Origin of the sequence: Candidatus Pelagibacter communis (assembly GCF_001180105.1) — a bacterium.
Taxonomy (GTDB): domain Bacteria; phylum Pseudomonadota; class Alphaproteobacteria; order Pelagibacterales; family Pelagibacteraceae; genus Pelagibacter; species Pelagibacter ubique_K.
Genome location: NZ_CVSO01000002.1, coordinates 49,824 through 70,505, shown reverse-complemented (window position 1 = coordinate 70,505; position 20,682 = coordinate 49,824). Strand labels below are relative to the sequence as shown.

General features: G+C 30.8%; 22 protein-coding genes and 1 riboswitch. Of the genes, 8 read left to right on the top strand and 14 right to left on the bottom strand.

The window, feature by feature from the left end; all coding sequences use genetic code 11:
• Nucleotides 1–26: 26 nt before the first annotated feature.
• From AMN84_RS00380 to AMN84_RS00360, 5 genes are all read left to right on the top strand, one after another.
• The gene (locus AMN84_RS00380; protein WP_075482357.1) at nucleotides 27–428 is read left to right on the top strand and encodes an iron-sulfur cluster assembly scaffold protein; all 402 of its coding nucleotides are present in this window, start codon (nucleotides 27–29) and stop codon (nucleotides 426–428) included.
• Nucleotides 418–882, top strand: coding sequence for an HPP family protein (locus AMN84_RS00375; protein WP_075482355.1), 465 nt, complete (start codon nucleotides 418–420; stop codon nucleotides 880–882). The genes AMN84_RS00380 and AMN84_RS00375 overlap by 11 nt, the downstream gene beginning before the upstream one ends.
• Before the next feature lie 92 nt (nucleotides 883–974).
• Complete coding sequence (locus AMN84_RS00370) at nucleotides 975–2,174, top strand: NAD-dependent formate dehydrogenase (protein ID WP_075482353.1); 1,200 nt, start codon at nucleotides 975–977, stop codon at nucleotides 2,172–2,174.
• Between the two features lie 177 nt (nucleotides 2,175–2,351).
• Nucleotides 2,352–3,047 (top strand): FkbM family methyltransferase, encoded by a 696-nt coding sequence (locus AMN84_RS00365; RefSeq protein WP_075482350.1) that lies wholly within the window; start codon nucleotides 2,352–2,354, stop codon nucleotides 3,045–3,047.
• Nucleotides 3,048–3,050: 3 nt separating this feature from the next.
• Nucleotides 3,051–4,496 (top strand): protein adenylyltransferase SelO, encoded by a 1,446-nt coding sequence (locus tag AMN84_RS00360; RefSeq protein ID WP_075482348.1) that lies wholly within the window; start codon nucleotides 3,051–3,053, stop codon nucleotides 4,494–4,496.
• A gap of 3 nt (nucleotides 4,497–4,499) precedes the next feature.
• On the opposite strand, the gene AMN84_RS00355 is transcribed toward AMN84_RS00360, so the two are convergent.
• Both AMN84_RS00355 and AMN84_RS00350 read right to left on the bottom strand, forming a co-directional pair.
• A complete protein-coding gene (locus tag AMN84_RS00355; RefSeq protein ID WP_075482346.1) occupies nucleotides 4,500–5,603 on the bottom strand; it encodes an NAD(P)/FAD-dependent oxidoreductase in 1,104 nt (367 codons plus the stop codon).
• Nucleotide 5,604: 1 nt separating this feature from the next.
• Nucleotides 5,605–6,072 (bottom strand): TspO/MBR family protein, encoded by a 468-nt coding sequence (locus AMN84_RS00350; RefSeq protein WP_075482664.1) that lies wholly within the window; start codon nucleotides 6,070–6,072, stop codon nucleotides 5,605–5,607.
• Between the two features lie 24 nt (nucleotides 6,073–6,096).
• Here AMN84_RS00350 and AMN84_RS00345 point away from each other — a divergent pair, with 24 nt between their 5' ends.
• Complete coding sequence (locus AMN84_RS00345; RefSeq protein ID WP_075482344.1) at nucleotides 6,097–6,855, top strand: SDR family NAD(P)-dependent oxidoreductase; 759 nt, start codon at nucleotides 6,097–6,099, stop codon at nucleotides 6,853–6,855.
• Here the strand turns inward: AMN84_RS00345 and AMN84_RS00340 are convergent.
• The 10 genes from AMN84_RS00340 to AMN84_RS00295 form a co-directional block, all read right to left on the bottom strand.
• Nucleotides 6,852–7,385 (bottom strand): DUF3833 domain-containing protein, encoded by a 534-nt coding sequence (locus tag AMN84_RS00340; RefSeq protein WP_256998133.1) that lies wholly within the window; start codon nucleotides 7,383–7,385, stop codon nucleotides 6,852–6,854. The two genes, AMN84_RS00345 and AMN84_RS00340, sit on opposite strands and share 4 nt — an antisense overlap.
• Before the next feature lie 5 nt (nucleotides 7,386–7,390).
• On the bottom strand, nucleotides 7,391–8,566 hold the full coding sequence (locus AMN84_RS00335) for an SAM-dependent methyltransferase (protein ID WP_075482340.1): 1,176 nt from the start codon (nucleotides 8,564–8,566) through the stop codon (nucleotides 7,391–7,393).
• On the bottom strand, nucleotides 8,566–9,333 hold the full coding sequence (locus tag AMN84_RS00330) for a DUF1365 domain-containing protein (protein ID WP_075482338.1): 768 nt from the start codon (nucleotides 9,331–9,333) through the stop codon (nucleotides 8,566–8,568). The genes AMN84_RS00335 and AMN84_RS00330 overlap by 1 nt, the downstream gene beginning before the upstream one ends.
• On the bottom strand, nucleotides 9,326–10,567 hold the full coding sequence (locus AMN84_RS00325) for an NAD(P)/FAD-dependent oxidoreductase (protein ID WP_075482336.1): 1,242 nt from the start codon (nucleotides 10,565–10,567) through the stop codon (nucleotides 9,326–9,328). The genes AMN84_RS00330 and AMN84_RS00325 overlap by 8 nt, the downstream gene beginning before the upstream one ends.
• A 6-nt stretch (nucleotides 10,568–10,573) precedes the next feature.
• The gene (gcvP, locus tag AMN84_RS00320; protein WP_075482334.1) at nucleotides 10,574–13,444 is read right to left on the bottom strand and encodes an aminomethyl-transferring glycine dehydrogenase; all 2,871 of its coding nucleotides are present in this window, start codon (nucleotides 13,442–13,444) and stop codon (nucleotides 10,574–10,576) included.
• Entirely contained in the window at nucleotides 13,444–13,824 is a 381-nt protein-coding gene (gene gcvH / locus AMN84_RS00315; protein WP_075482332.1) for a glycine cleavage system protein GcvH, read from the bottom strand. Before gcvH ends, gcvP begins: the two co-directional genes overlap by 1 nt.
• Entirely contained in the window at nucleotides 13,817–14,920 is a 1,104-nt protein-coding gene (gene gcvT, locus AMN84_RS00310; protein WP_075482330.1) for a glycine cleavage system aminomethyltransferase GcvT, read from the bottom strand. The genes gcvH and gcvT overlap by 8 nt, the downstream gene beginning before the upstream one ends.
• Nucleotides 14,921–14,997: 77 nt before the next feature.
• Nucleotides 14,998–15,082, bottom strand: a riboswitch (glycine riboswitch).
• Between the two features lie 26 nt (nucleotides 15,083–15,108).
• Entirely contained in the window at nucleotides 15,109–15,984 is an 876-nt protein-coding gene (locus AMN84_RS00305) for a DMT family transporter (protein ID WP_075482328.1), read from the bottom strand.
• Nucleotides 15,981–16,928 (bottom strand): 5-oxoprolinase subunit C family protein, encoded by a 948-nt coding sequence (locus AMN84_RS00300; protein WP_075482326.1) that lies wholly within the window; start codon nucleotides 16,926–16,928, stop codon nucleotides 15,981–15,983. Before AMN84_RS00300 ends, AMN84_RS00305 begins: the two co-directional genes overlap by 4 nt.
• A complete protein-coding gene (locus tag AMN84_RS00295) occupies nucleotides 16,915–17,592 on the bottom strand; it encodes a 5-oxoprolinase subunit B family protein (protein ID WP_075482324.1) in 678 nt (225 codons plus the stop codon). Before AMN84_RS00295 ends, AMN84_RS00300 begins: the two co-directional genes overlap by 14 nt.
• Nucleotides 17,593–17,619: 27 nt before the next feature.
• Here AMN84_RS00295 and AMN84_RS00290 point away from each other — a divergent pair, with 27 nt between their 5' ends.
• Nucleotides 17,620–18,393, top strand: coding sequence for a 5-oxoprolinase subunit PxpA (locus AMN84_RS00290; RefSeq protein ID WP_075482322.1), 774 nt, complete (start codon nucleotides 17,620–17,622; stop codon nucleotides 18,391–18,393).
• Nucleotides 18,390–18,893 carry a tetratricopeptide repeat protein gene (locus AMN84_RS00285; RefSeq protein WP_256998132.1) on the top strand — a complete coding sequence of 168 codons (504 nt, stop codon included), beginning with the start codon at nucleotides 18,390–18,392 and terminating at the stop codon, nucleotides 18,891–18,893. Before AMN84_RS00290 ends, AMN84_RS00285 begins: the two co-directional genes overlap by 4 nt.
• Here the strand turns inward: AMN84_RS00285 and AMN84_RS00280 are convergent.
• Both AMN84_RS00280 and AMN84_RS00275 read right to left on the bottom strand, forming a co-directional pair.
• Complete coding sequence (locus tag AMN84_RS00280; RefSeq protein WP_075482320.1) at nucleotides 18,890–20,200, bottom strand: TRAP transporter large permease; 1,311 nt, start codon at nucleotides 20,198–20,200, stop codon at nucleotides 18,890–18,892. The genes AMN84_RS00285 and AMN84_RS00280 overlap by 4 nt on opposite strands.
• Nucleotides 20,193–20,675, bottom strand: coding sequence for a TRAP transporter small permease (locus tag AMN84_RS00275; RefSeq protein ID WP_082254939.1), 483 nt, complete (start codon nucleotides 20,673–20,675; stop codon nucleotides 20,193–20,195). Before AMN84_RS00275 ends, AMN84_RS00280 begins: the two co-directional genes overlap by 8 nt.
• Between the last annotated feature and the right edge of the window lie 7 nt (nucleotides 20,676–20,682).

Genomic DNA, 20,682 nt, shown 5'->3' with positions numbered 1-20,682 from the left:
TTAGGCCAATTTCATATAATCTTAAGATGGATCTAAAAATTTTAAAATTAGCCTCTGATACAAAATATCAAAAAAAATTGTTAGATTTTACGCACAACTCTAAAGCTAAAAATCCTTTGTGTGGAGATGAAATCCAGTTATTTTTTAGAGTAAATAAGGGAAAAATTTCTGGAGTTTCTTATCAAGGTAAAAATTGTGTTTACTGCCAGGCTTCTGCTAATTTACTGTCAATTAATTCAAAAGGGGAAAAAGTTGAAGAAATGATTAAAGTTTGTGATTGTGCCGATGAATTTTTTAAAAATAAAGGTGACTTATCAGAGAACCTAAAAAAATATAAGGAATTACTGAGTTCAAAAAATGTTAATAGGAAAGAATGTATACTTCTGCCCTTTAATGCTTTAAAAAAAGGTTTAACAAATGGAAACTAAAAAAATTATCAATAATGCCATAGCTGGTATTTTTTCTACTATCACGATTGGTGTATTAACTTTGTTGACTTATAAAACTGATTACGGGCTATTTCTAGTTGCATCTTTTGGTTCAACGATGGTGCTGTTATATGGTTACCCAGAAAGTCCTTTTGCACATCCTAAAAATATTTTTTTTGGTCATCTAGTAACTGCAACTGTAGGGGTAATTGCTTTAACATTTATTCCTCTACCAGAGTACATTTTAATTCCCATTGCAGTTGGTTTTGGGGTTTTTTTTATGATTTTGTTAAACGTTACTCATCCGCCAGCAGGAGGTAATCCGATAATTGTAATAATAGGTTCTGCCTCATTTGATTACTTGTTGAGCCCCGTTATCACCGGCTCTGTGATTATTATAATTTTTGGGGTTGTATTAAACAAATTTATACTCAAAAAAAACTATCCAAAATAAACACTATTTATTTGCTAGACACTTAATTATTGTGCTACAGTCTTCCTTATAAATTCAAGATAATTGCTTTTATAAATTAATAGGAGAAAAAAATGAAAATATTATGCGTTTTATATGACGATCCAAAAGGTGGAATGCCAAAATCTTATCCTTTGAGTGATTTACCAAAACTTGAGAAATACCCAGACGGAATGACTTTACCTTCTCCTAAAGGAAGAGATTTTACACCTGGTCAATTACTTGGATGTGTATCAGGAGAATTAGGTCTTAGAAAATTTTTAGAGAGCAATGGTCATGAATTTATTGTTACTAATAGTAAAGATGGTGATGGATGTGAAGCAGATAAACATATTGTTGATGCGGACATCGTAATCTCTCAACCATTCTTTCCATATTACTTAACTAAAGAGAGAATAGCTAAAGCAAAAAATTTAAAAATGGCAATTACTGCTGGTATAGGATCTGATCACGTAGACTTGCAAGCAGCAATGGATAATAAGATCGATGTTGTTGAGGTTACTTTTTGTAACTCAAGATCTGTAGCTGAACATATTGTAATGATGATTGTGTCAATGGTTAGAGATTATCATAATCAACATAGAATTGTTAATGAAGGTGGATGGAATATAGCCGACGCTGTTCACAGAAGTTATGATGTTGAAGGAATGCATATTGGAACAGTTGCTGCAGGAAGAATTGGTCTTGATGCTTTAAGAAAAATGAAACCTTTTGATGTACACTTACACTACTTTGACAGACATAAATTACCTGACAGTGTAGAAAAAGAATTAAATCTAACTTTTCATGATTCTGTTGAGTCAATGGTAAAAGTTTGTGACGTAGTTACAATTAACTGTCCATTACACCCTGAAACTGAAAACTTATTCGATAAAAAAATGATTAGTAAAATGAAAAAAGGTGCTTACATAGTAAATACTGCTAGAGGAAAAATTTGTAACAAAAACGATATAGCAGATGCGTTAAAATCTGGTCAGCTAAGTGGATATGCTGGAGATGTATGGTTCCCACAACCTGCTCCAAACGACCATGTATGGAGATCAATGCCTAATCACGGAATGACACCACATACATCTGGAACATCGCTTTCTGCTCAAGCAAGATATGCTGATGGTGTAAGAGAAATATTAGAATGCTTTTTCGATAAAAAACCAATTAGAGATCAATATCTTATTGTAAAAGATGGTCAATTGGCTGGAATGGGTGCGCACTCTTACAGTAAAGGTTCAGCTACAAGTGGTTCTGAGGAGGCCGCAAAATATAAGAAAAAATAAAAATTGAGAATAAAGAAATTTTTAAGACCATTTATTTTAACTTATCTTTTCTTAAGTATAGCTATAAGCTTTTACCCTTCGTTTAATTTTTACTCTTTTGAAGGACAGACTATTGTTATTGCTGTATCTATCTTTAATGGAATTTTAGGTTTATATATTAAAAAAATTTAGACTGGTATGCAGGTAAATTATCCCAATTTTCTTGAATTTATTGTTTCTAATAGATGGAAGTCAAAATCACAAATTTCCCAAGATTTGTTTGTTTTATATTTTACACGTCAAAAGAAAGATGGTTATTTTATTGAAATCGGTGCTTGTGATGGAAAACATTTAAGCAATTCTTTTGCCCTAGAAAAGAGAGGATGGACAGGGATAATTTGTGAACCCTCAAATTTTTGGCTTCAAAAAATGAAAACCAGAAAATGTATCTTGTCAAAAAAAGCAGTTTTTAGCGAGAGTGGAAAAAAATTAATATTTAATGAAGTTCCAAAAAATCCAGAATTGTCTGGGTTCAATGATTACTTAGATAATGACAACAATAGCAAATTAAGAAAAGATTTTACTAGTTATGAAGTAGAAACAATTTCTTTAAATGATTTAATTAATGAACATTTAGACAAAAAACAAATTGATTATATTTCGATTGATACAGAGGGAAGTGAATTTGAAATCTTAAAGAATTTTGACTTTAAAAAGACGCACATAGAAATATTTACCATTGAGCATAATTTTATAGAAGATAAAAGAGATAAAATTTTCAAAATAATGACCAAAAATGACTATAAAAGAGTTTTTGAAAACTTAAGTCATTGGGATGATTGGTATGTTAGAAAAGATAATACAGTTTTAAAATCTATGATAGATTATAAATGAGACATGTCTGAAAAAAATAAAATTGGATGGAATTTTGATAATTCATATTCAAATTTACCAAAATCTTTTATATATGAGATATCCCCTGTCCCAGTAAAACAACCAGAGTTAGTAATCTTGAATTATGATCTAGCTGATAAAATGGGTTTGGATTTTTCAAATATTGATAAAGAAGAACTAGCAAAAATATTTTCTGGGAACTCTCTACCTAAAGGAACTAAATCTATAGCCCAAGCATATGCAGGTCATCAGTTCGGTCATTTTACAATGTTGGGAGATGGTCGGGCGGTATTATTAGGCGAACACATATCAAAAAACAATCAAAGACTTGATGTTCAGTTCAAGGGATCGGGCCAAACACCTTTTTCAAGAAACGGAGATGGAAGAGCAGCATTAGGTCCAATGTTGAGGGAGTACCTTATAAGTGAGGCTATGCACTCATTAAATATACCAACAACTAGAAGTTTGGCCGTAGTGAAAACTGGAGAAAATGTGATTAGAGAAAAACCATTGCAGGGTGCAGTATTAACAAGAGTTGCATCAAGTCATATTAGAGTTGGAACCTTTCAATTTATTAGAACAAGAGAAAATTTAGATGAGCTCAATACTTTAGTTAATTACACAATTAATAGACACTATCCTGAGATATCAAAATCAAAAAATAATGCTTACGACTTACTCAGCAAATTAATTGATAAACAGATTGAATTAGTAGTCAATTGGATGCGTGTAGGATTTATTCACGGAGTAATGAATACTGATAACATGGCAATTTCAGGTGAAACGATAGATTATGGTCCATGTGCTTTTATGGATAATTATGATCCAGGCACTTGTTTCAGCTCTATTGATCATATGGGAAGATATGCTTACGGGAACCAGCCGGCTATAACAAAATGGAATTTGGCTAGATTTGCTGAATGTTTATTAACGTTGATTAATCCAAAAAAAGATGATGCTCTAAAAATAGCAACCGAACTTATCGATAAATTCGACAAAATTTATGAAAAAAAATGGTTTGATATGATGAAAAATAAGTTAGGCCTGATTGGCGATGATAAGGAAGATAATTTACTTATATTTGAATTATTAGAGATTATGAAAAAGCAAGAGCTGGACTACACAAACACTTTTTTATTTTTAATGGACCAAGAAATAGATGATAAAAAAAATTGTCAAAATGAAAAATTTGATATTTGGAAGGTGAAGTGGCAAAAAAGATTGACTAAAGATAGCAAAAAATTAATGAAAGTAAATAATCCTCTAATAATTCCTCGAAATCATAACGTTGAAAATGTTTTAAAATCAGCTGAGAATAATGATCTGACACCATTCAATGATTTACTTCAAGCTCTGAAAAATCCATATACTAATCAAAAGGTTTTAACAAAATATCAGTCTCCACCACCTAAAAGTGACAAAAAATATCAAACTTTTTGTGGGACTTAACTTTTAAAGAACGTAAGGCTCTGGTCTTGCCTCTTTTCCTAAAACTCTTTCGACTGCCATGTTAGAAATATCAATAGACTGATATGCTCCAGTCGTAATTAACTCTGTTAAAGCTCTTCCTATCCCAGGAGCTTGCATTAACCCTCTTCCTGTAAACCCAGTTGCAAGGTAAACATTTTCAAACTTTGGGTGCTTACCAACTACAGCATTGTTATCTAGTCTATTGCAATCATAGTATCCGGCCCAACCACCTGTAAGTTTTAATTCTTCAAATATCGGAACTCTTTGTGCAAGAGCTGGCCAAACTAATTCCTCAAAATCATCCCATGCAGGTTCTAGGTCTTTAGCATCAAAAACAGATTTGGGAGATCCTGCAAGATACTCTTTTCCCTCTGGTCGCCAATAAACTCCAGTAGTTAAATCTCCAGTCAAAGGCATTTCAGGAATATGTTTGGGACACTTCACTCTAAAGACAGTGTGTTTTTGTGGCTCAACTGGAATATCTTCCAATAATTCTTTTGTCCAACATCCTGCCGCTGATACAATAGTCTTAGCCTTTATCTCTGATAAAGATTTTACTTCACCTTTTATAAACTCAGCGCCTAGCTCGATTGCTTTACTTTTGAGTGCTCCATGAAACATAAATGGATCAATCCAGCCCTCGCTTTTGTTATCTGTAAAAGTTGCTGTTTCAATGCCTTCGTTATTGATGTAAGGAAAGTATTTTTTTAAATCAGAACCTTTTATATTTTTTGTTCCTGCATCACATGCTTTATGATTTTCAAGAGCTTTATATTGTTCTTCGGCATGTTCTGCTCCAAACATAAGCAAATATCCATTAGGCACCATACTAGCAGTCGGTTTGGGATTTTTTTTTGTCTTTAAAAGTTCTGGTATTTGAAAAATAAATTCTCTAGCAAATTTCCCCAAAAGAATATTTTCTGTTTGAAAAAATTGTCTTCTGAAACCGCCTAATGATAAAGGGAAAGATGCTGTTCTATATGTTGGATCTCTTTCAATAACTTTTACTTTTCTTCCCTCTTTTGACAAGAAATAAGCTGTTGCAGCTCCTATTATTCCACCACCAACTATAACAACATCATCCATATTAATTTAATATTAACAAACTAAAATTTAGAATTAATGCATAACAACTCCAAAGTAAATAAGGAATCATTAAATAATAACTTACTTTGTTTATATCTTTATATTTTAAAATTAAAACTATTATGAAAAAAATAATTACTAATAAATTTATAAGAGCAAAAAGAATATTGTGAAAAACAAAAAAAACTATACTCCAAGTTGTATTAAAGCATAGGTGGATAAAATAAATTAACACAAGATTTATATTTTTATAATTTTTATGCCACGCTGCCCATATTGCTATGGTCATAAATAAATATAATGTAGTCCAAACAGGAGCAAAGACCCAATCTGGTGGAGTTAGAAACGATTTATTTAAACTTGAGTACCACGGTTCTTTGTAAGAAATTGTCGCTATACTACCAATAAAAGACGCTGAATATGTAACTATTGCAAATAGAAGAAAAGATATAAATTTATTTTTAAGCATAATCATACTATACATCAATCTAATATGAATAATAAAACAATTTGGATTACAGGAGCTAGCAGTGGCATAGGAAAATCCTTAGCGCTAAAATTTGCTCAAGAAGGATGGAAAGTTGCCATTTCTGCAAGAAGAGAAAATTTTTTAGATGAAATATCTAAATCTAATGAGAATATTATTGCTTTTCCTCTAGATGTTACCGACAACGAAAAATGTAAAAATGTATTCTCGCAAGTAAAAGAAAAGCTTGGGGAAGTTGATATTTCTGTTTTCTGTACAGGGGTTCATGATCCAAAATCTGAAAAAACATTAAATCTTGAAAAAGTAAGAAAAATTATGGAAGTAAATTTTTTTGGAACAGTAAATTCAATAAATGCAGTTTATGAATATTATAAAAGTAAAAAGGCGGGTCAAATATCTATAGTGTCCTCTGTAGCAGGTTACAGAGGTCTTCCTGCAGCGGGAGCTTATTGTGCGTCTAAATCGGCTTTATCTAGTTTTGCTGAAAGTTTATATTTTGACCTCAAAAGAAGTAATGTCAGAGTATCTCTTGTAAGTCCTGGATTTATAAAAACTCCCATGACTGATCAAAATGATTTTCCAATGCCAATGATAAAATCTCCTGAGTTTGCTGCAGAACAAATGTTTAAAGGCTTAACAAAAAGAAAAGGTTTTGAAATTCATTTTCCTAAGTCTTTCACAACAATTATGAAGGTTCTACAAGTAATTCCAAATGGTTTATATTTTAAGATTCTTGAGAAAGGGATGAAGCGAATTAAAGATTAGTCTCTCATAAAAAATACGGTAAGTTCTCCAACTTTAAATCCAAATTTAGTAAGCTTTGCACGATTAATCGCAACTTTTTCGTCTTGTTTAAATATCCAGTCATCAAATGAAATTTTGATATTTTTATTTTTAAAAGGCACCATCAAATCGTATTTAAATTTAAATGCAGATCCGTATTGAACACCTGTAGCATCTCCAACTACATCTGGAGCAGTTCCAATATAGTTATTGTCATCAATTTTTTTTATTTTCCATGTTCTCTTTTGTTTTTCACCATCAGTCCAATAAAAATCTTCATCTAAAGTTATAACATTGTCTTTAAAGGATCCAACCAAGTCTGCTTTAAATTGTCTTGTAACTTTGCCGCTTCGGTCTTGTAAAATTCCCCATGCTTTAACTTTCCCATCAAAATATTCTTCAATTAAAAGGCTCGGTTTTGTATTTTTAAAATCCTCTGGTTTCATATTATTAGAACAGCTTGTAACTAAAGCTAAAGTAATTATCAACAAAATTGAATTTACTATTTTCATTTTTATCATGCTTTATTAGTTAAAGAAAATTGAATTAAATCAATATTTTTTGATTTAAATCCTGCTTCACAATAAGATAAATAGAAATTCCACATTCTTTTAAAAGTATTGTCAAAACCTTGATCTGAAATTTCTTCCCATCTTTCTGAAAACTTGTCTCTCCAAATTTTCAGCGTATTGCTGTAGTGTAAACCGTAAGAATTGCATTGATCAAAATTTAATCCAGTTTTTTCTACATAATCTAATATTGACTTCTTAGATGGCAAAAAGCCTCCAGGGAAAATATATTTTTGAATGAAATCTTCTTTCCTTTTGTATCTATTATACAAGTTATCGTCTATTGTGATTGCTTGAATTGCAGCTTTGCCGCCAGGTACCAAATTTTTCTTAATTGTTTGAAAGTAATTTTTTAGATAATCTTTACCTACAGCCTCTATCATCTCTATTGAGGCTATAGAATTATAATTTTGTTTTACATCTCTATAATCTTTCATCTGAATATTAATTTTTTCATTAAGGCCAGCATCATGGATACGTTTTTTGGCAAATTCATATTGTTTTTTTGATATGGTAATACAATCAAGATTAACATCGTGGTTTTTTCCGATATATTCTGCAAATCCTCCCCAGCCACATCCAATTTCTAGTAGTTTGTCACCTGACTTTGGCTTAAGTAGATTTGAAAGTTTTTTATATTTATTTATTTGTGCTTCGTATAAATTTGATTTCTCATTTTCAAAAATTGCACTTGAATAAGTTAGTGAATCGTCAAGCCATAAAGAAAAGAATTCATTTCCAAGATCATAATGTTTTGAAATATGTTCTTTACTTTTTGTTTTAGTGTTTCGATTAATGAATTTTTTTAAATAATTTAAATATGTTAAGTCCAGTATTCCAGAGAATTTGTGAACTAGTTTTATATTCTTAGCACTTAATTCAATTAACTTAGATAAATCATCTGTTTCAAAATCCCCTCTCATATAAGATTCTGCTAAACCAACACTACCTTTTGCAATTATATTTTTTGAAAAATCTGGCTTATTAATTTTAATGCTCACCTCTAAATTACCATCGTCTCCAAACTGCAACTTTTTGTTTTGGTAAGTTGTTACATTTAGCTTACCGTACTTTATTAACTTTAAACCAGAAAAGACAATTTTATCTGAAATTTGATTTATCATTAGTTTTCAAAGGTCGAATTATTTTTAATTTTAATATTTTTTTTGATCAATTTAACGCCTTTGATCCACAATTTTAATGCTTCAAAATGTATAGCTGATATGACTTTAAAACTCATTAGAGGGTGTTTTAGATAGCAAATTAATAAGTTTTTATAGGTTAAATCACACCTGTTTCCATCCTGGGATGCAAACAGAAGCTTACCTTCCTTGTCTCTTTGGTCAATAATTACAGACAATTTTTCATTGGGTAATAATACTTTAAAGAAATATTCTGATTGAAGATCCATAAAGGGAGATACGAAAAACTTCTTTTTACAATCATTCTTAATTTGTGTGTTTGGATGTTTAATTTCGAATATATATGTGTGTTGTTCTCCAAATGTATTTTTTACTTCATAAAAAATTGCAATTGGTTCATCAATTTTATTATAAATGAAAAAAATACTTAAAGGATTAAAAACATATCCAAAAATTCTAGGATAACAAAGAATTTTAATCTTTATTTCTTCTGAAGTTATTCCTTTTTCTTTTAATTTTTTTTTTACCCAAATTCCTAAATCAGAACCATCCCTCTCGCCATGGTCCTTATCAAAAAAACTTAGAACGTTAAATTTATTGTAAGAAAAAAATGGAATTTTTTTATTTATAAGTCTTATTTCGCTAAGATCAATTAGTAAAGAAAATACACTGTATTTAAAAAAATGTTCTTTTGGTTTGAATCTTTTATGAATGACTTCGCCCGTATATATAAATGAATTCTCAATCATTAATGAATTTAAGCATATTTAATGTTGATTTAATACCGTCTTCATGAAAACCATAACCATGATAACTTCCACAGAACAATGTATTTTGTTTATTTTGTAATAAATCTAATTTTTTTTGATTTTTTAAAGTGTTATGATCATAATATGGATGACTGAATTGAATTTTATCAATCACAATTTTTTCATCGATATTGAAATGAGGATTTAAAGTTAAAAAAATATTTTTTTCTATGTCTAAATTCTGTAATAAATTTAACCAGTAAGTAACTGAACTATCATTATTTTCTGATACAAAAGTATTCCATGCGCTCCAATTAATCTTTTTTTTTGGCATAACAGTTTCATCAAAATGAATTACTGCTAAGTTTTTCTTGTATTTAAAATTACTCAAAATACTTTTTTCATCATCAGAAGGCTCATCGATTATAGATAAAGCTTCATCTGCATGCGTAGCAATTACAACTTTATCGTATTCAAAATATTCGCTATCCCCTCCATAGAAGACGCGTGCAGAGTTACTAGATCTTGTAACCTTATTAATTTTATAATTTTTAAAGTGCTCCCCACTAATTTTTTTTACTACTTCGTTTACATATTCAATACTTCTATTTTTCACAGTGTACCATTGAGGTCTGTTCTTAAACTTGAATAGTCCATGATTTTGAAAAAACTTTAAAAAAAACTTAATAGGCATATTTTTTGCATTATCGGGTGGCATTGACCATATAGCTGATACCATTGGTAAAATATGATAATTAACAAAAAAATCTGACATTTTTTCTTTTTGAAGAAATGTTCCAAGATTTAAATTTTCATCTATATCATCTAATTTAGAGCTCTTGTTATAAAACTTTATGATCTCATAAAACATTTTTAGGAAATCAAGATCGAATAAATTTTTTTTATAAGAAAATATACCTCGGACTCCTTTACCGCTGTATTCTAAATTCTTTTCTTCTACCAAAAATGATAAACTCATATTACTTTTTTCAATCTCTATTCCAATTTCGCTAAAAAAATTAATTAAGTTTGGATATGTATGTTTGTTAAAAACTATAAATCCAATATCTGTACGGATTTTTTTTTTACTTTGATTGTTGGTTGAAATTTCTAATGTGTGAGAATGTCCACCAAATCGATCTTCCTTTTCAAAAAGATCAACTTTATGTTTTTTTGATAAATAATATGCTGCACTTAATCCAGAAATTCCTGACCCAATTACAGCAATTTTCATCAAATTTTAAGCTGCATCTTCTTTAAATTCATCAATACTTGGACAAGTGCAGAATATATTTTTATCTCCATAAACATTATCAACTCTGGCGACAGGAGGCCAAAATTTATTTGTTTTTAAATATTTAGATGGATAAGCTGCTTCTTCTCTTGTGTATTTGTGTTTCCATTCGTCAGAAGACAGTTCAAGATCAGTATGTGGTGCATTTTTAATTGGGTTATCTACTTTATCAAACTCCCCGGACTTAATCTTGTCTATTTCTTTTTTAATCTTAATTAAAGTTTCACAAAATCTGTCTATTTCGGTAAGACTTTCACTTTCAGTTGGTTCTATCATCATTGTACCAGCCACAGGCCAGGACATAGTTGGTGCATGAAAACCATAATCAATTAATCTTTTCGCAATATCTTCCTCTGTTATTCCTGTTTCTGATTTAATTTTTCTAATATCAATAATACATTCGTGTGCCACATTGCCATTTGACCCTTTGTACAAAATCGGAAAGTGATCTTTTAATCTATGAGCTATATAATTTGCATTCAATATTGCAACTTGGGTAGCAAGCTTTAATCCAGTTGATCCCATCATTTTAATATACATCCAAGAAATTGATAAAATGCTTGAGCTTCCCCAAGGGGCTGCAGAAACTGCTCCAATTCCAGAAGTTGGCCCACAATCTTTTATTACTGGGTGGTTGGGCAAGTAAACTTGTAAATGTTTTTTACAAGCAATTGGTCCCATTCCAGGTCCTCCCCCACCATGAGGAATACAAAACGTTTTATGTAAATTAATATGACAAACGTCTGGACCAAAATTTCCTGGTTTAGCAATTCCCACTAATGCATTTAGATTTGCACCATCCATATAAACCTGACCACCATGTTTATGAACTAACTCACAAATATCTGATATTTTTTCTTCGAAGACTCCATGAGTGGATGGGTAAGTTACCATTAATGCCCCAAGATTTTCAGAATGTTGCTCTGCTTTTTTCTTTAAGTCATCAAAATCAACATTTCCTTCTTTATCACAATTAACAACAACAACTTTCATTCCAGTCATTTGTGCACTTGCCGGATTAGTACCGTGTGCCGAACTAGGAATTAAACATATGTTTCTATTGGCCTCATCCCTATCTAAATGATACTTTCGTATAACCATTAATCCCGCATATTCACCTTGAGCACCTGCATTAGGTTGAAGAGAAACACCCGAGAAACCAGTTATGGAACGCAACCAATTTTTTAGATCAGTAAATAGATCTCTGAATCCCTCCATTTGTTCAATTGGGACAAATGGATGAGGTTCTGCAAACTCTTTCCATGAAATTGGGATCATCTCAGCGGCAGCATTTAGCTTCATTGTGCATGAACCAAGCGCAATCATTGTTCTATTCAATGCTATATCTTTATCTTCTAATCTTTTTAAGTATCTCAACATTTCAGTTTCAGAATGGTATGAGTTGAAAACTGGATGTTCTAAATATTTTGAGGTTCTCAATAAGTTTTTTGGAAGATTAGGTAAACTTACTGAAGGATCCTCTTTTTTAATTGATTCTGCTGCGTTAAAAATTTTTAACAGTTGATTTACTCTATAAACATTCTTTCTTTCATCAAAAGAAACTGCAAGCATTTCAGAATTTACTTTACGTATATTAACTTTTTGATTTAAAGCATTTTTATAAATTTGATCAGTTTTTTCTTTAGTAATGATTGTGACGGTATCAAAAAAATAATTAGAATAAAGTTCATATCCAGACTGTTTTATTTTATCGGCAAAACTTTTTGCTAATTGTGAGACTCTTTCAGAAATATTCTTAATTCCATCTGGTCCGTGATAAATAGAATAAGCTGCTGATACAATTGCTAATAGAGCTTGGGCGGTGCAAATGTTGCTTGTCGCCTTGTCTCTTCTGATATGTTGCTCTCTAGTTTGCAAGGACAATCTATATGCCTTGTTACCATGTCTATCAACTGACACACCGACAATTCTTCCTGGCATTGATCTTTTGTACTCATCTTTTGTTGCAAAAAAAGCTGCGTGTGGACCTCCATATCCCATTGGGATACCAAATCTTTGTGAGCTTCCAACTGCTATGTCAGCACCAAGTTCTCTTGGTGTTTTTAATTTTGCTAATGCTAACAAATCACAAGCTAATACAGCCTTACCATTCTTTTTATGAATTTTGCTAATTGCTTCACTTGGGTCTTTAATATCTCCTAGAGTTCCAGGATATTGTAAAATTCCACAAACTAAATCTTCTTTTAACTGGTCTAGAACCTCATCTTCTTTACCAACCAATACTTTTAAACCCAACGGTTCAGCTCTAGTTTGAATTACATTTATTGTTTGTGGATGACAATCCTCAGATACAAAAACTAAATTACTATCTTTTTTGTTCAATCTGTGACTTAAGCCCATAGCCTCCGCTGCTGCTGTACCCTCATCTAATAAAGAGGCATTAGCTATATCCATTCCAGTAAAATCAACAATCATTTGTTGAAAATTTAATAACATCTCAAGTCTTCCTTGAGCTACTTCTGGCTGATAAGGCGTATATGAAGTATACCAACCTGGATTTTCTAATATATTTCTTAAAATTACATAAGGTGTATAAGTTCCATAATAACCCATACCAATAAAATTTGAGTAAACTTGATTTTTTTTTGATATTGCTCTTAATTTTCTCAAAGCTTCATATTCTGAATTTGATTCACCAATATTTAATTCACCTCTAAACTTTATTTTTTCTGGTACTGTGCTGTCAATTAAATCATCTAGTGATTTATAATTTAATTCTTTTAACATTTTTGATTGATCTTCTTTAGAAGGTCCAATGTGTCTCTTTAAAAAATCTTTTTCTGAATTTGGTAACATTATGCTGATGTCTCCTTTGCAAATTTATCGTACTCTTCTTTATTCATAAGAGTATCAAGTTCTGATTTATCTTTTAACTTTAATTTAAAAAACCATGCTCCACCTTCTGGGTCAGCATTGATTTTTGATGGATCGTCAACAATTGATTGATTAATTTCTACAACTTCACCACTTACTGGAGTATATACATCGCTAGCAGCTTTTGTGGACTCTACCACCCCCGCAGTTCCATCTTTTTCAACATTAGATCCTTTCTCAGGTAATTCAGCAAAAACTATGTCACCTAACATTTCAGTTGCATGTTTTGTAATTCCAATAGTTCCTACCTCTCCATCTAGTGTAATCCATTCATGTTCTTTTGAAAATTTTGTATCAGACATTAGCTTCTCCTTTCACATAACTTTTTTTATAAAACGGTAAATCACAAACATTGGCAGGTACTTTTTTTCCTCTTACTTCTAAGAAAACTTTTGTATCAGTTTTAGAGTGAGAATTTGAAATGTAACCCATCGCTATTGATGCATTAACACTTGGTCCAAATGTACCGCTTGTAACTTTTCCAATCTCATTGTTTCTTTCATCAAAGATTTTTGTTGACTCTCTCGCAATCACTCTAGTTTCTGGTCTAATACCAACCCTTAATTTTGATACACCTTCTTCTATTTGTTTCTTTATTTTTTGGGACCCTGTAAAATTATCACTCATTCTGTTTTTTGAAATTGCCCACTTTAAATTTGCTTCAACAGGGCTAGTATTTTCATTAATGTCATGCCCATACAAACACAAACCTGCTTCCAATCTAAGAGTGTCTCTTGCACCTAACCCGATTAATGTTGAACCTTTAGAAATTAATTCTCCCACAAAAGAGTTTACAATTTTATTAGGCAATGATATTTCAAAGCCATCTTCACCTGTATATCCAGATCTTGTAATATAGATTTCATTGTTTTCAAAAGAAAAGTTTTCACCATTCATGAATTTTAATTTTGATACATTTGAAACTACATTTTCAAGTATTGTTTTGGACTCGGGACCTTGAATTGCTACAAGAGACAAATCATTGTTTATATCTAAACTTTGATCATTTAATTTATTTTTTATAATTTGAAGATCATTTTGTTTACATGCTGCATTTAAAATAATCATGTACTGATCTTTCATTCTTGTGATAATAAGATCATCATATATTCCGCCATTCTCTTTCATTAAAAATGAATATTTACTCTGATTAATTTTTAAATTTTTAAGATCGGTGGGCAAAATTTCTTGGAGTTTACTTGTTATATCATTACTATATTTAATGAATAGTTGACCCATATGTGAAACATCAAAAATTCCAGACTTATTTCTTGTAATGTTATGTTCTTTTACAATTCCCTCTGAATATTGGATTGGCATACTATAACCAGCAAACTCAACGAACTTAGCGCTGTGCTTTTTGTGTAATTCGTACAATGCAGTTTTTTTTATGTTCATATTAACTCTCCAACCCCCTCTGTCGTGGTGCCTGAGAGATTTTAGCTCCTTCGGCGAGAATTTGTCTCTTTCCAGAGTTAATATGTACGGTCCTTTTGCCTGAGAGTTTCCGGGGTGGTTGCTCCTTCGGCGCTACTATGTAGTCTCTCCCGTATTAGATTATATTAGCATATTTTTGATAATCGTCATTAAGAAATAGTTTTTTTTTCTAACTTAATAACATTGTAAAACTGTAGTAATACAGCGAATAATACAACTGACCCTCCAATTAAAACAATAAATGGAGGATTTTCATTAACAAATAACCATGCCCAAAGGGGTCCAAGAATAGCTTCTGTGAGCATTATGATACCAACAATTGCTGAAGGCGTAGATCTTGCTCCAATTGTTATAAATATAAAACCAAATCCAAGTTGAAAAAAACCTGCCAGAAAACCTAAAAATATATCATATGAAGAAATGTTAATTTTGCCTGCAACAAAATAACCAACCGACATTGCAACTATTCCTGCAATTAATTGCAACGGTATCATGTCTACATCTGGGTATTTTCTAATAATAATAATTAAGATTGCAAATGATACTGGCATAATAAATGCTGCAATATTTCCAGACATTTGTCCTGGTGACAAAGATCCTCCAACCATTAAAATAATGCCAGAGATAGCTAGTATAATTGATATTAAAGTTAATTTTGAAATTTTTTCCTTTAAAAATAAATATCCAAAGATTGCTAGAAAAATTGTTTGAGTTTGAATAATAAAATTAGCATTAGCTACTGTAGTATTATACATTGCAAAAACGTAACCACAAAACCCTGAAGATAAAACTATACCGCCAATTAGACCAGGGAAACCTGATTTCTTGAAAGCATGAAACACATTTTTTTTATAAGTAATTAGTAAAAAAATTGATACAACTAAAATAAAAAAAAGAGATCTCCAAAAAAGTATTTGCCATAATGTGGCACCCTCAAAAGATTTTACAATCATCCCTCCAAAACTTAAACTAGTAGCACCAAAAAAAACTAATAGTGGACCCGGTAATCTTGTGATTAAATTCATTTTATTTTATTAATTATATTCTTAGTTTCCATAGTATAAATTTTATATAAATTTTCTGCCTCCGTAAGACTTACAATTTTGAATTTAATTTTTTCTCCAGGTGGGCATTGTGCTAACTTGTCATAATCTGCACTTATTACAACAGCAATTTTTGGATAACCACCTATTGTCCCGTGGTCTGAAAGCATTACTATAGGGTCTCCATCAGCTGGAACTTGTATTACTCCTTTTCCTAATCCTTCTGATTTGATGTTTGTTTTATTTAAATTCTTAATTTTAGGTCCATTTAATCTCATTCCCATTCTATCTGTAAGTTTTGAAACTATAAATTCCTCACTTGTAAAATCTTTGATTGAGTCTTCTGAAAAGTAATCAAAGTTTGTGCCTTTTATTACCCTTATAAATTCTATTTTTGAGTTAAAGTATTCTAAATTTTTTTTAATTGAGCTATCAGCAGAATTTAAAATTATTGTCTGTCCAATCTCTATTTTTTTTCCATCATTGGGACCTATTTCCGCTCTAACAGTTGTTGAATAACTATTACAAAATTTATTTAACTTAAAACCACCTTTTACTGAAAGGTATCCATAAACTGACTTTTCAGTTGATATAATATCAAGACGATCTTTATTATCTAAATCATAAGTTCTATAACATTCTCCTTTTATTTCAGAAGTGTCTTTTTTAATTATTTTAAAATTAACATTACCTGTGATTACAAAAGAAGTTTTAATACCTGAAAACTCAAGTAAAGGACCTTGGTATGCAAACTCTAATACTGCATCATCCTCTCTATTTGTAATTATTGAATTAGCGATTAAAAAATTCCTTTTGTCTATTGCTCCACTAAATGGAAGACCTACATGATATAGGTTATCTCTTCCTAAATCTTGAAAAGTGGTATTTATGCCAGGTCTTAATACTTTAAAGTTATTTTTGCTCATTTAATTTTGAATATTCCTTTTTTGAAATTTCGAAGAACTCTACCTCATCACCTGGATCTATTAAGGTTAATTTAGTTGGATCTTTAGTAAAAACTTTTTTAGGTGAATTGCCAATAATATTCCAACCACCTGGACTTTCAAAAGTATAAATATTACAGAATTGTTCTGTAATACCTACTGAACCCTTTGGAACTTTAACTCTTGGAGTTTCAAGCCTATCTAATCTAATTTTTTCTTCAATATCACCAAGGAAAGGCATGCCAGCAATAAATCCTGTCATATAGCAAAAATATTTTTGAGATATTAATTGATTGACTATTTCTTTTTTTGATAAACTCAGCCTTTTTTCAACCCTTTCTAAATCAAGCGCAAACTCATCATCAAAACATACGGGTATCTTTACTACTTTTGTTTTAGCAGCTTCAAAAGTTGAAATATCTAGATTTCGTACGACATCTTTAATTTTTTTAAAGTTGGTAAGTTCTAAATCAAAATAAATTATTAATTTATTATATGAGGGTGCAATGTTTTTTATACCAGTGATATTTTTTTTTCTTATATCATTAAAATAATTTATTACTTTAAGATTAGTTTCTTTGTTTACAGTGTCGCCAAAATCACAATATAAAGCTGCGTCGCCAAGATTGTATATATTTTTGATCATGCCATGTTATACTTTAACTCATAAATTATGGAAATTAATATTAATTGTGATTTAGGTGAGAAATCTAAACACCACTCAAATAAATATGATCCTGAACTATTAGGTATAGTCAATTCTGCAAATATTGCTTGTGGTTATCATGCGGGAGATGAAGATACTATGAGAGAAACTATAAAAATATCCAAAAAAAACGGTGTAAGTATTGGCGCACATCCATCATTTAATGATCCTGAAAATTTTGGAAGAAAAAGAATTAATCTTTCGTCAATTGAGATCGAGAAACTTATTCAAGAACAATACAACATACTTCAAGATATTGCTCAACAAAATGAAGTCAGTGTATCACATATCAAGCCTCATGGTGCACTAAATAATATGGCATGTGAGGATATTGAGTTGGCAACTGTTATTGCAAAAACAATTTACAAAATTAATAAAGATTTAATTTATTTAGTTCCGACAGGTTCAAAAATGGAGTTGTCTGCAAAAAAATTAGGAATGAAAGTTGCTTGTGAAATTTTTGCAGATAGAAATTACGAAGACGATGGGAACTTAGTTTCAAGAAAAAAAAGTACTGCTTTAATAACAGATCCAGTTAAAGCACAAGAACACGTTTTAAAGATGGTAAAAAACCAAGCGTTAAATTGTCTCTCTGGTAAACAAATCCCGTGTGAAATTGACTCAGTTTGTATACATGGGGACAATCTTTCATCTTTAGATACGGCATATAAAGTAAGAGAAAATTTAAAAAAAAATAATCTTGATCTAATGCCATTAGATGAGTTAAAAAAGTTTAAATGATGTATAAAAAATTTTTAACTGTTTTATTATTTGTTATTATTACTAGTCCTGTATTTTCAGCAGGTAGCAGTGGAGGATCTGGCAGTGGTGGAGAAACTAAACCAGTAAGCCAATACCAAATTGGAGAGAAAATGATTAATAAGGCAAAAAAATTCGAAAAAAAGAATAAAGCAGATAAAGCACAAAAACATTACAAGAAAGCTATTGGATATTTGTTAAAACATAATAAAAAATTTCCTGCAGACCCTAATACACTTAACTATTTAGGCTTTGCACACAGAAAAATTGGTGATTACGAGAATGCTGAAATATATTATTCAATGGGACTTGAATTAGATCCTAAGCATGTAGGTATAAATGAATACATGGGGGAATTATTTGTGGTTACTAATAGACTAGACAAAGCCAAGGAAAGACTTGCTGTTCTTAAAGATTGTAAATGCAAAGAATATAAAGATCTTAAGTTGGTTATTGAAGGTAAAAAAGAGTCTAAATACTAATTTATATTCTGAATCATTTTCTCAGGAAGCCATAAAGCTATTTCAGGAAAGATAATAATTATTATTGTTGCTAAAACCATTAAAAGAAAAAGTGGAAAAGCACTTCTTGCTATATATCCCATATCTTTTTCTGCCATTCCTTGTAACACAAACAAATTAAACCCAACGGGAGGAGTAATTTGTGCCATCTCAACAACAACGACGAGGAATATCCCAAACCAAATCATATCAAAACCAGCTTGTCTAATCATAGGTTCAATTATTGCCATAGTTAAAACAACTGCAGATATTCCATCTAAAAACATTCCAAGAATTATGTAAAAAATCATCAATACAATAATTAAAATGTAAGGTGAGAGCTGCATTGTATCTATCCAAATTGCTAAATTTCTAGGTAATCCAGTAAAACCCATGGCCAGTGAAAGAAAAGTTGATCCAGCAAGAATAAATCCAATCATACAAGAAGTTTTAGTTGCTCCTAACAAGGATTTTTTAAATGAATCCACAGTTAAACTTTTTTGAAAAAAAGATAGTATTAATGCACCAACTACACCTAATGAGGCTGCTTCTGTTGCGGTAGCCACACCCGAATAGATAGATCCTATTACAGAAACAATTAACAATATTACTGGAATTAGTTTGCCTGATTTTTTTATTTTTTCGATAAAAGGTATTTCCTCTGTCAGAACAGGCATTTTATTTTTATTCATCAATGACCAAATAACAACGTAAGTCATGAAAATAATTGCAATCATTATTCCGGGGAAAATTCCAGCGATAAAAAGCTTAGCAATAGACTCTTGAACTGTAACGCCGTAAATTATTAAAATTATAGAAGGCGGTATCAACAAACCTAAAGTTCCGGACCCAGCCAAACTTCCAAGTAATATTTTTTCTGGATAATTTCTTTTACGAAGTTCTGGTATAGACATTTTACCTACAGTAGCAACTGTTGCCGCGGAGGAACCTGAAATAGCTGCAAAAATTGCACAACCAACAACATTTACATGAATAAGTCCCCCAGGAAGCTTTTGCATCCATGGAGAAAGTCCTTCAAAAAGATTTTCAGATAATTTAGTTCTAAATAATATTTCACCCATCCAAACAAATAATGGTAGTGCGGTAAGTGTCCAAGAAGATGACATTCCCCAAATTGTTGTAGCCATTGCATCACCAACTGGTCTTGACGTAAACAATTCCATTGCAATGGCTGAGACACCAATCATGCTTAAAGCAACCCATACTCCACTACTTAGAAATAATAATAAAACGGTAATAAAAAAAATTGCTAATATAATTTCAGTCATTTTTCAGTGCTTTAAATAGATGGTGTAAAATACAAATAAAAAAGATTAAAGATCCTAAAGCTAAACTTGTCTGGGGTATCCAAATTAAAATTTCATCAGCACCTTCGCTTCTCTCCTGAAATTTATATGAAATGAATAACATTTTGGTGAAATAGAAAAAAAGGAAACCAGAAAAAATTGAAGAAATGGACAAACACCAAAGCTCAAATATTTTTTTTAGTCGACTACCCATTTTTTCTAAAAATAAGGTAATTCTTATATGGCCACCTTCTGAAAATGTATAAGCAAGCGCAAAAAAAGTTGAGGCAGCCATACAATATCCTGAATACTCTGACAAACCTCTTATGTAAAAATCAAAAATTCGAGATGATATTCCAATTAAAATGAAAACTGCGACAAGTATGAGAAATATAGCTGCTAATATACCTGAAAATTTATAAACTCGATGAAGGAAGTTTTCTATTTTAATTAACATGATTTAA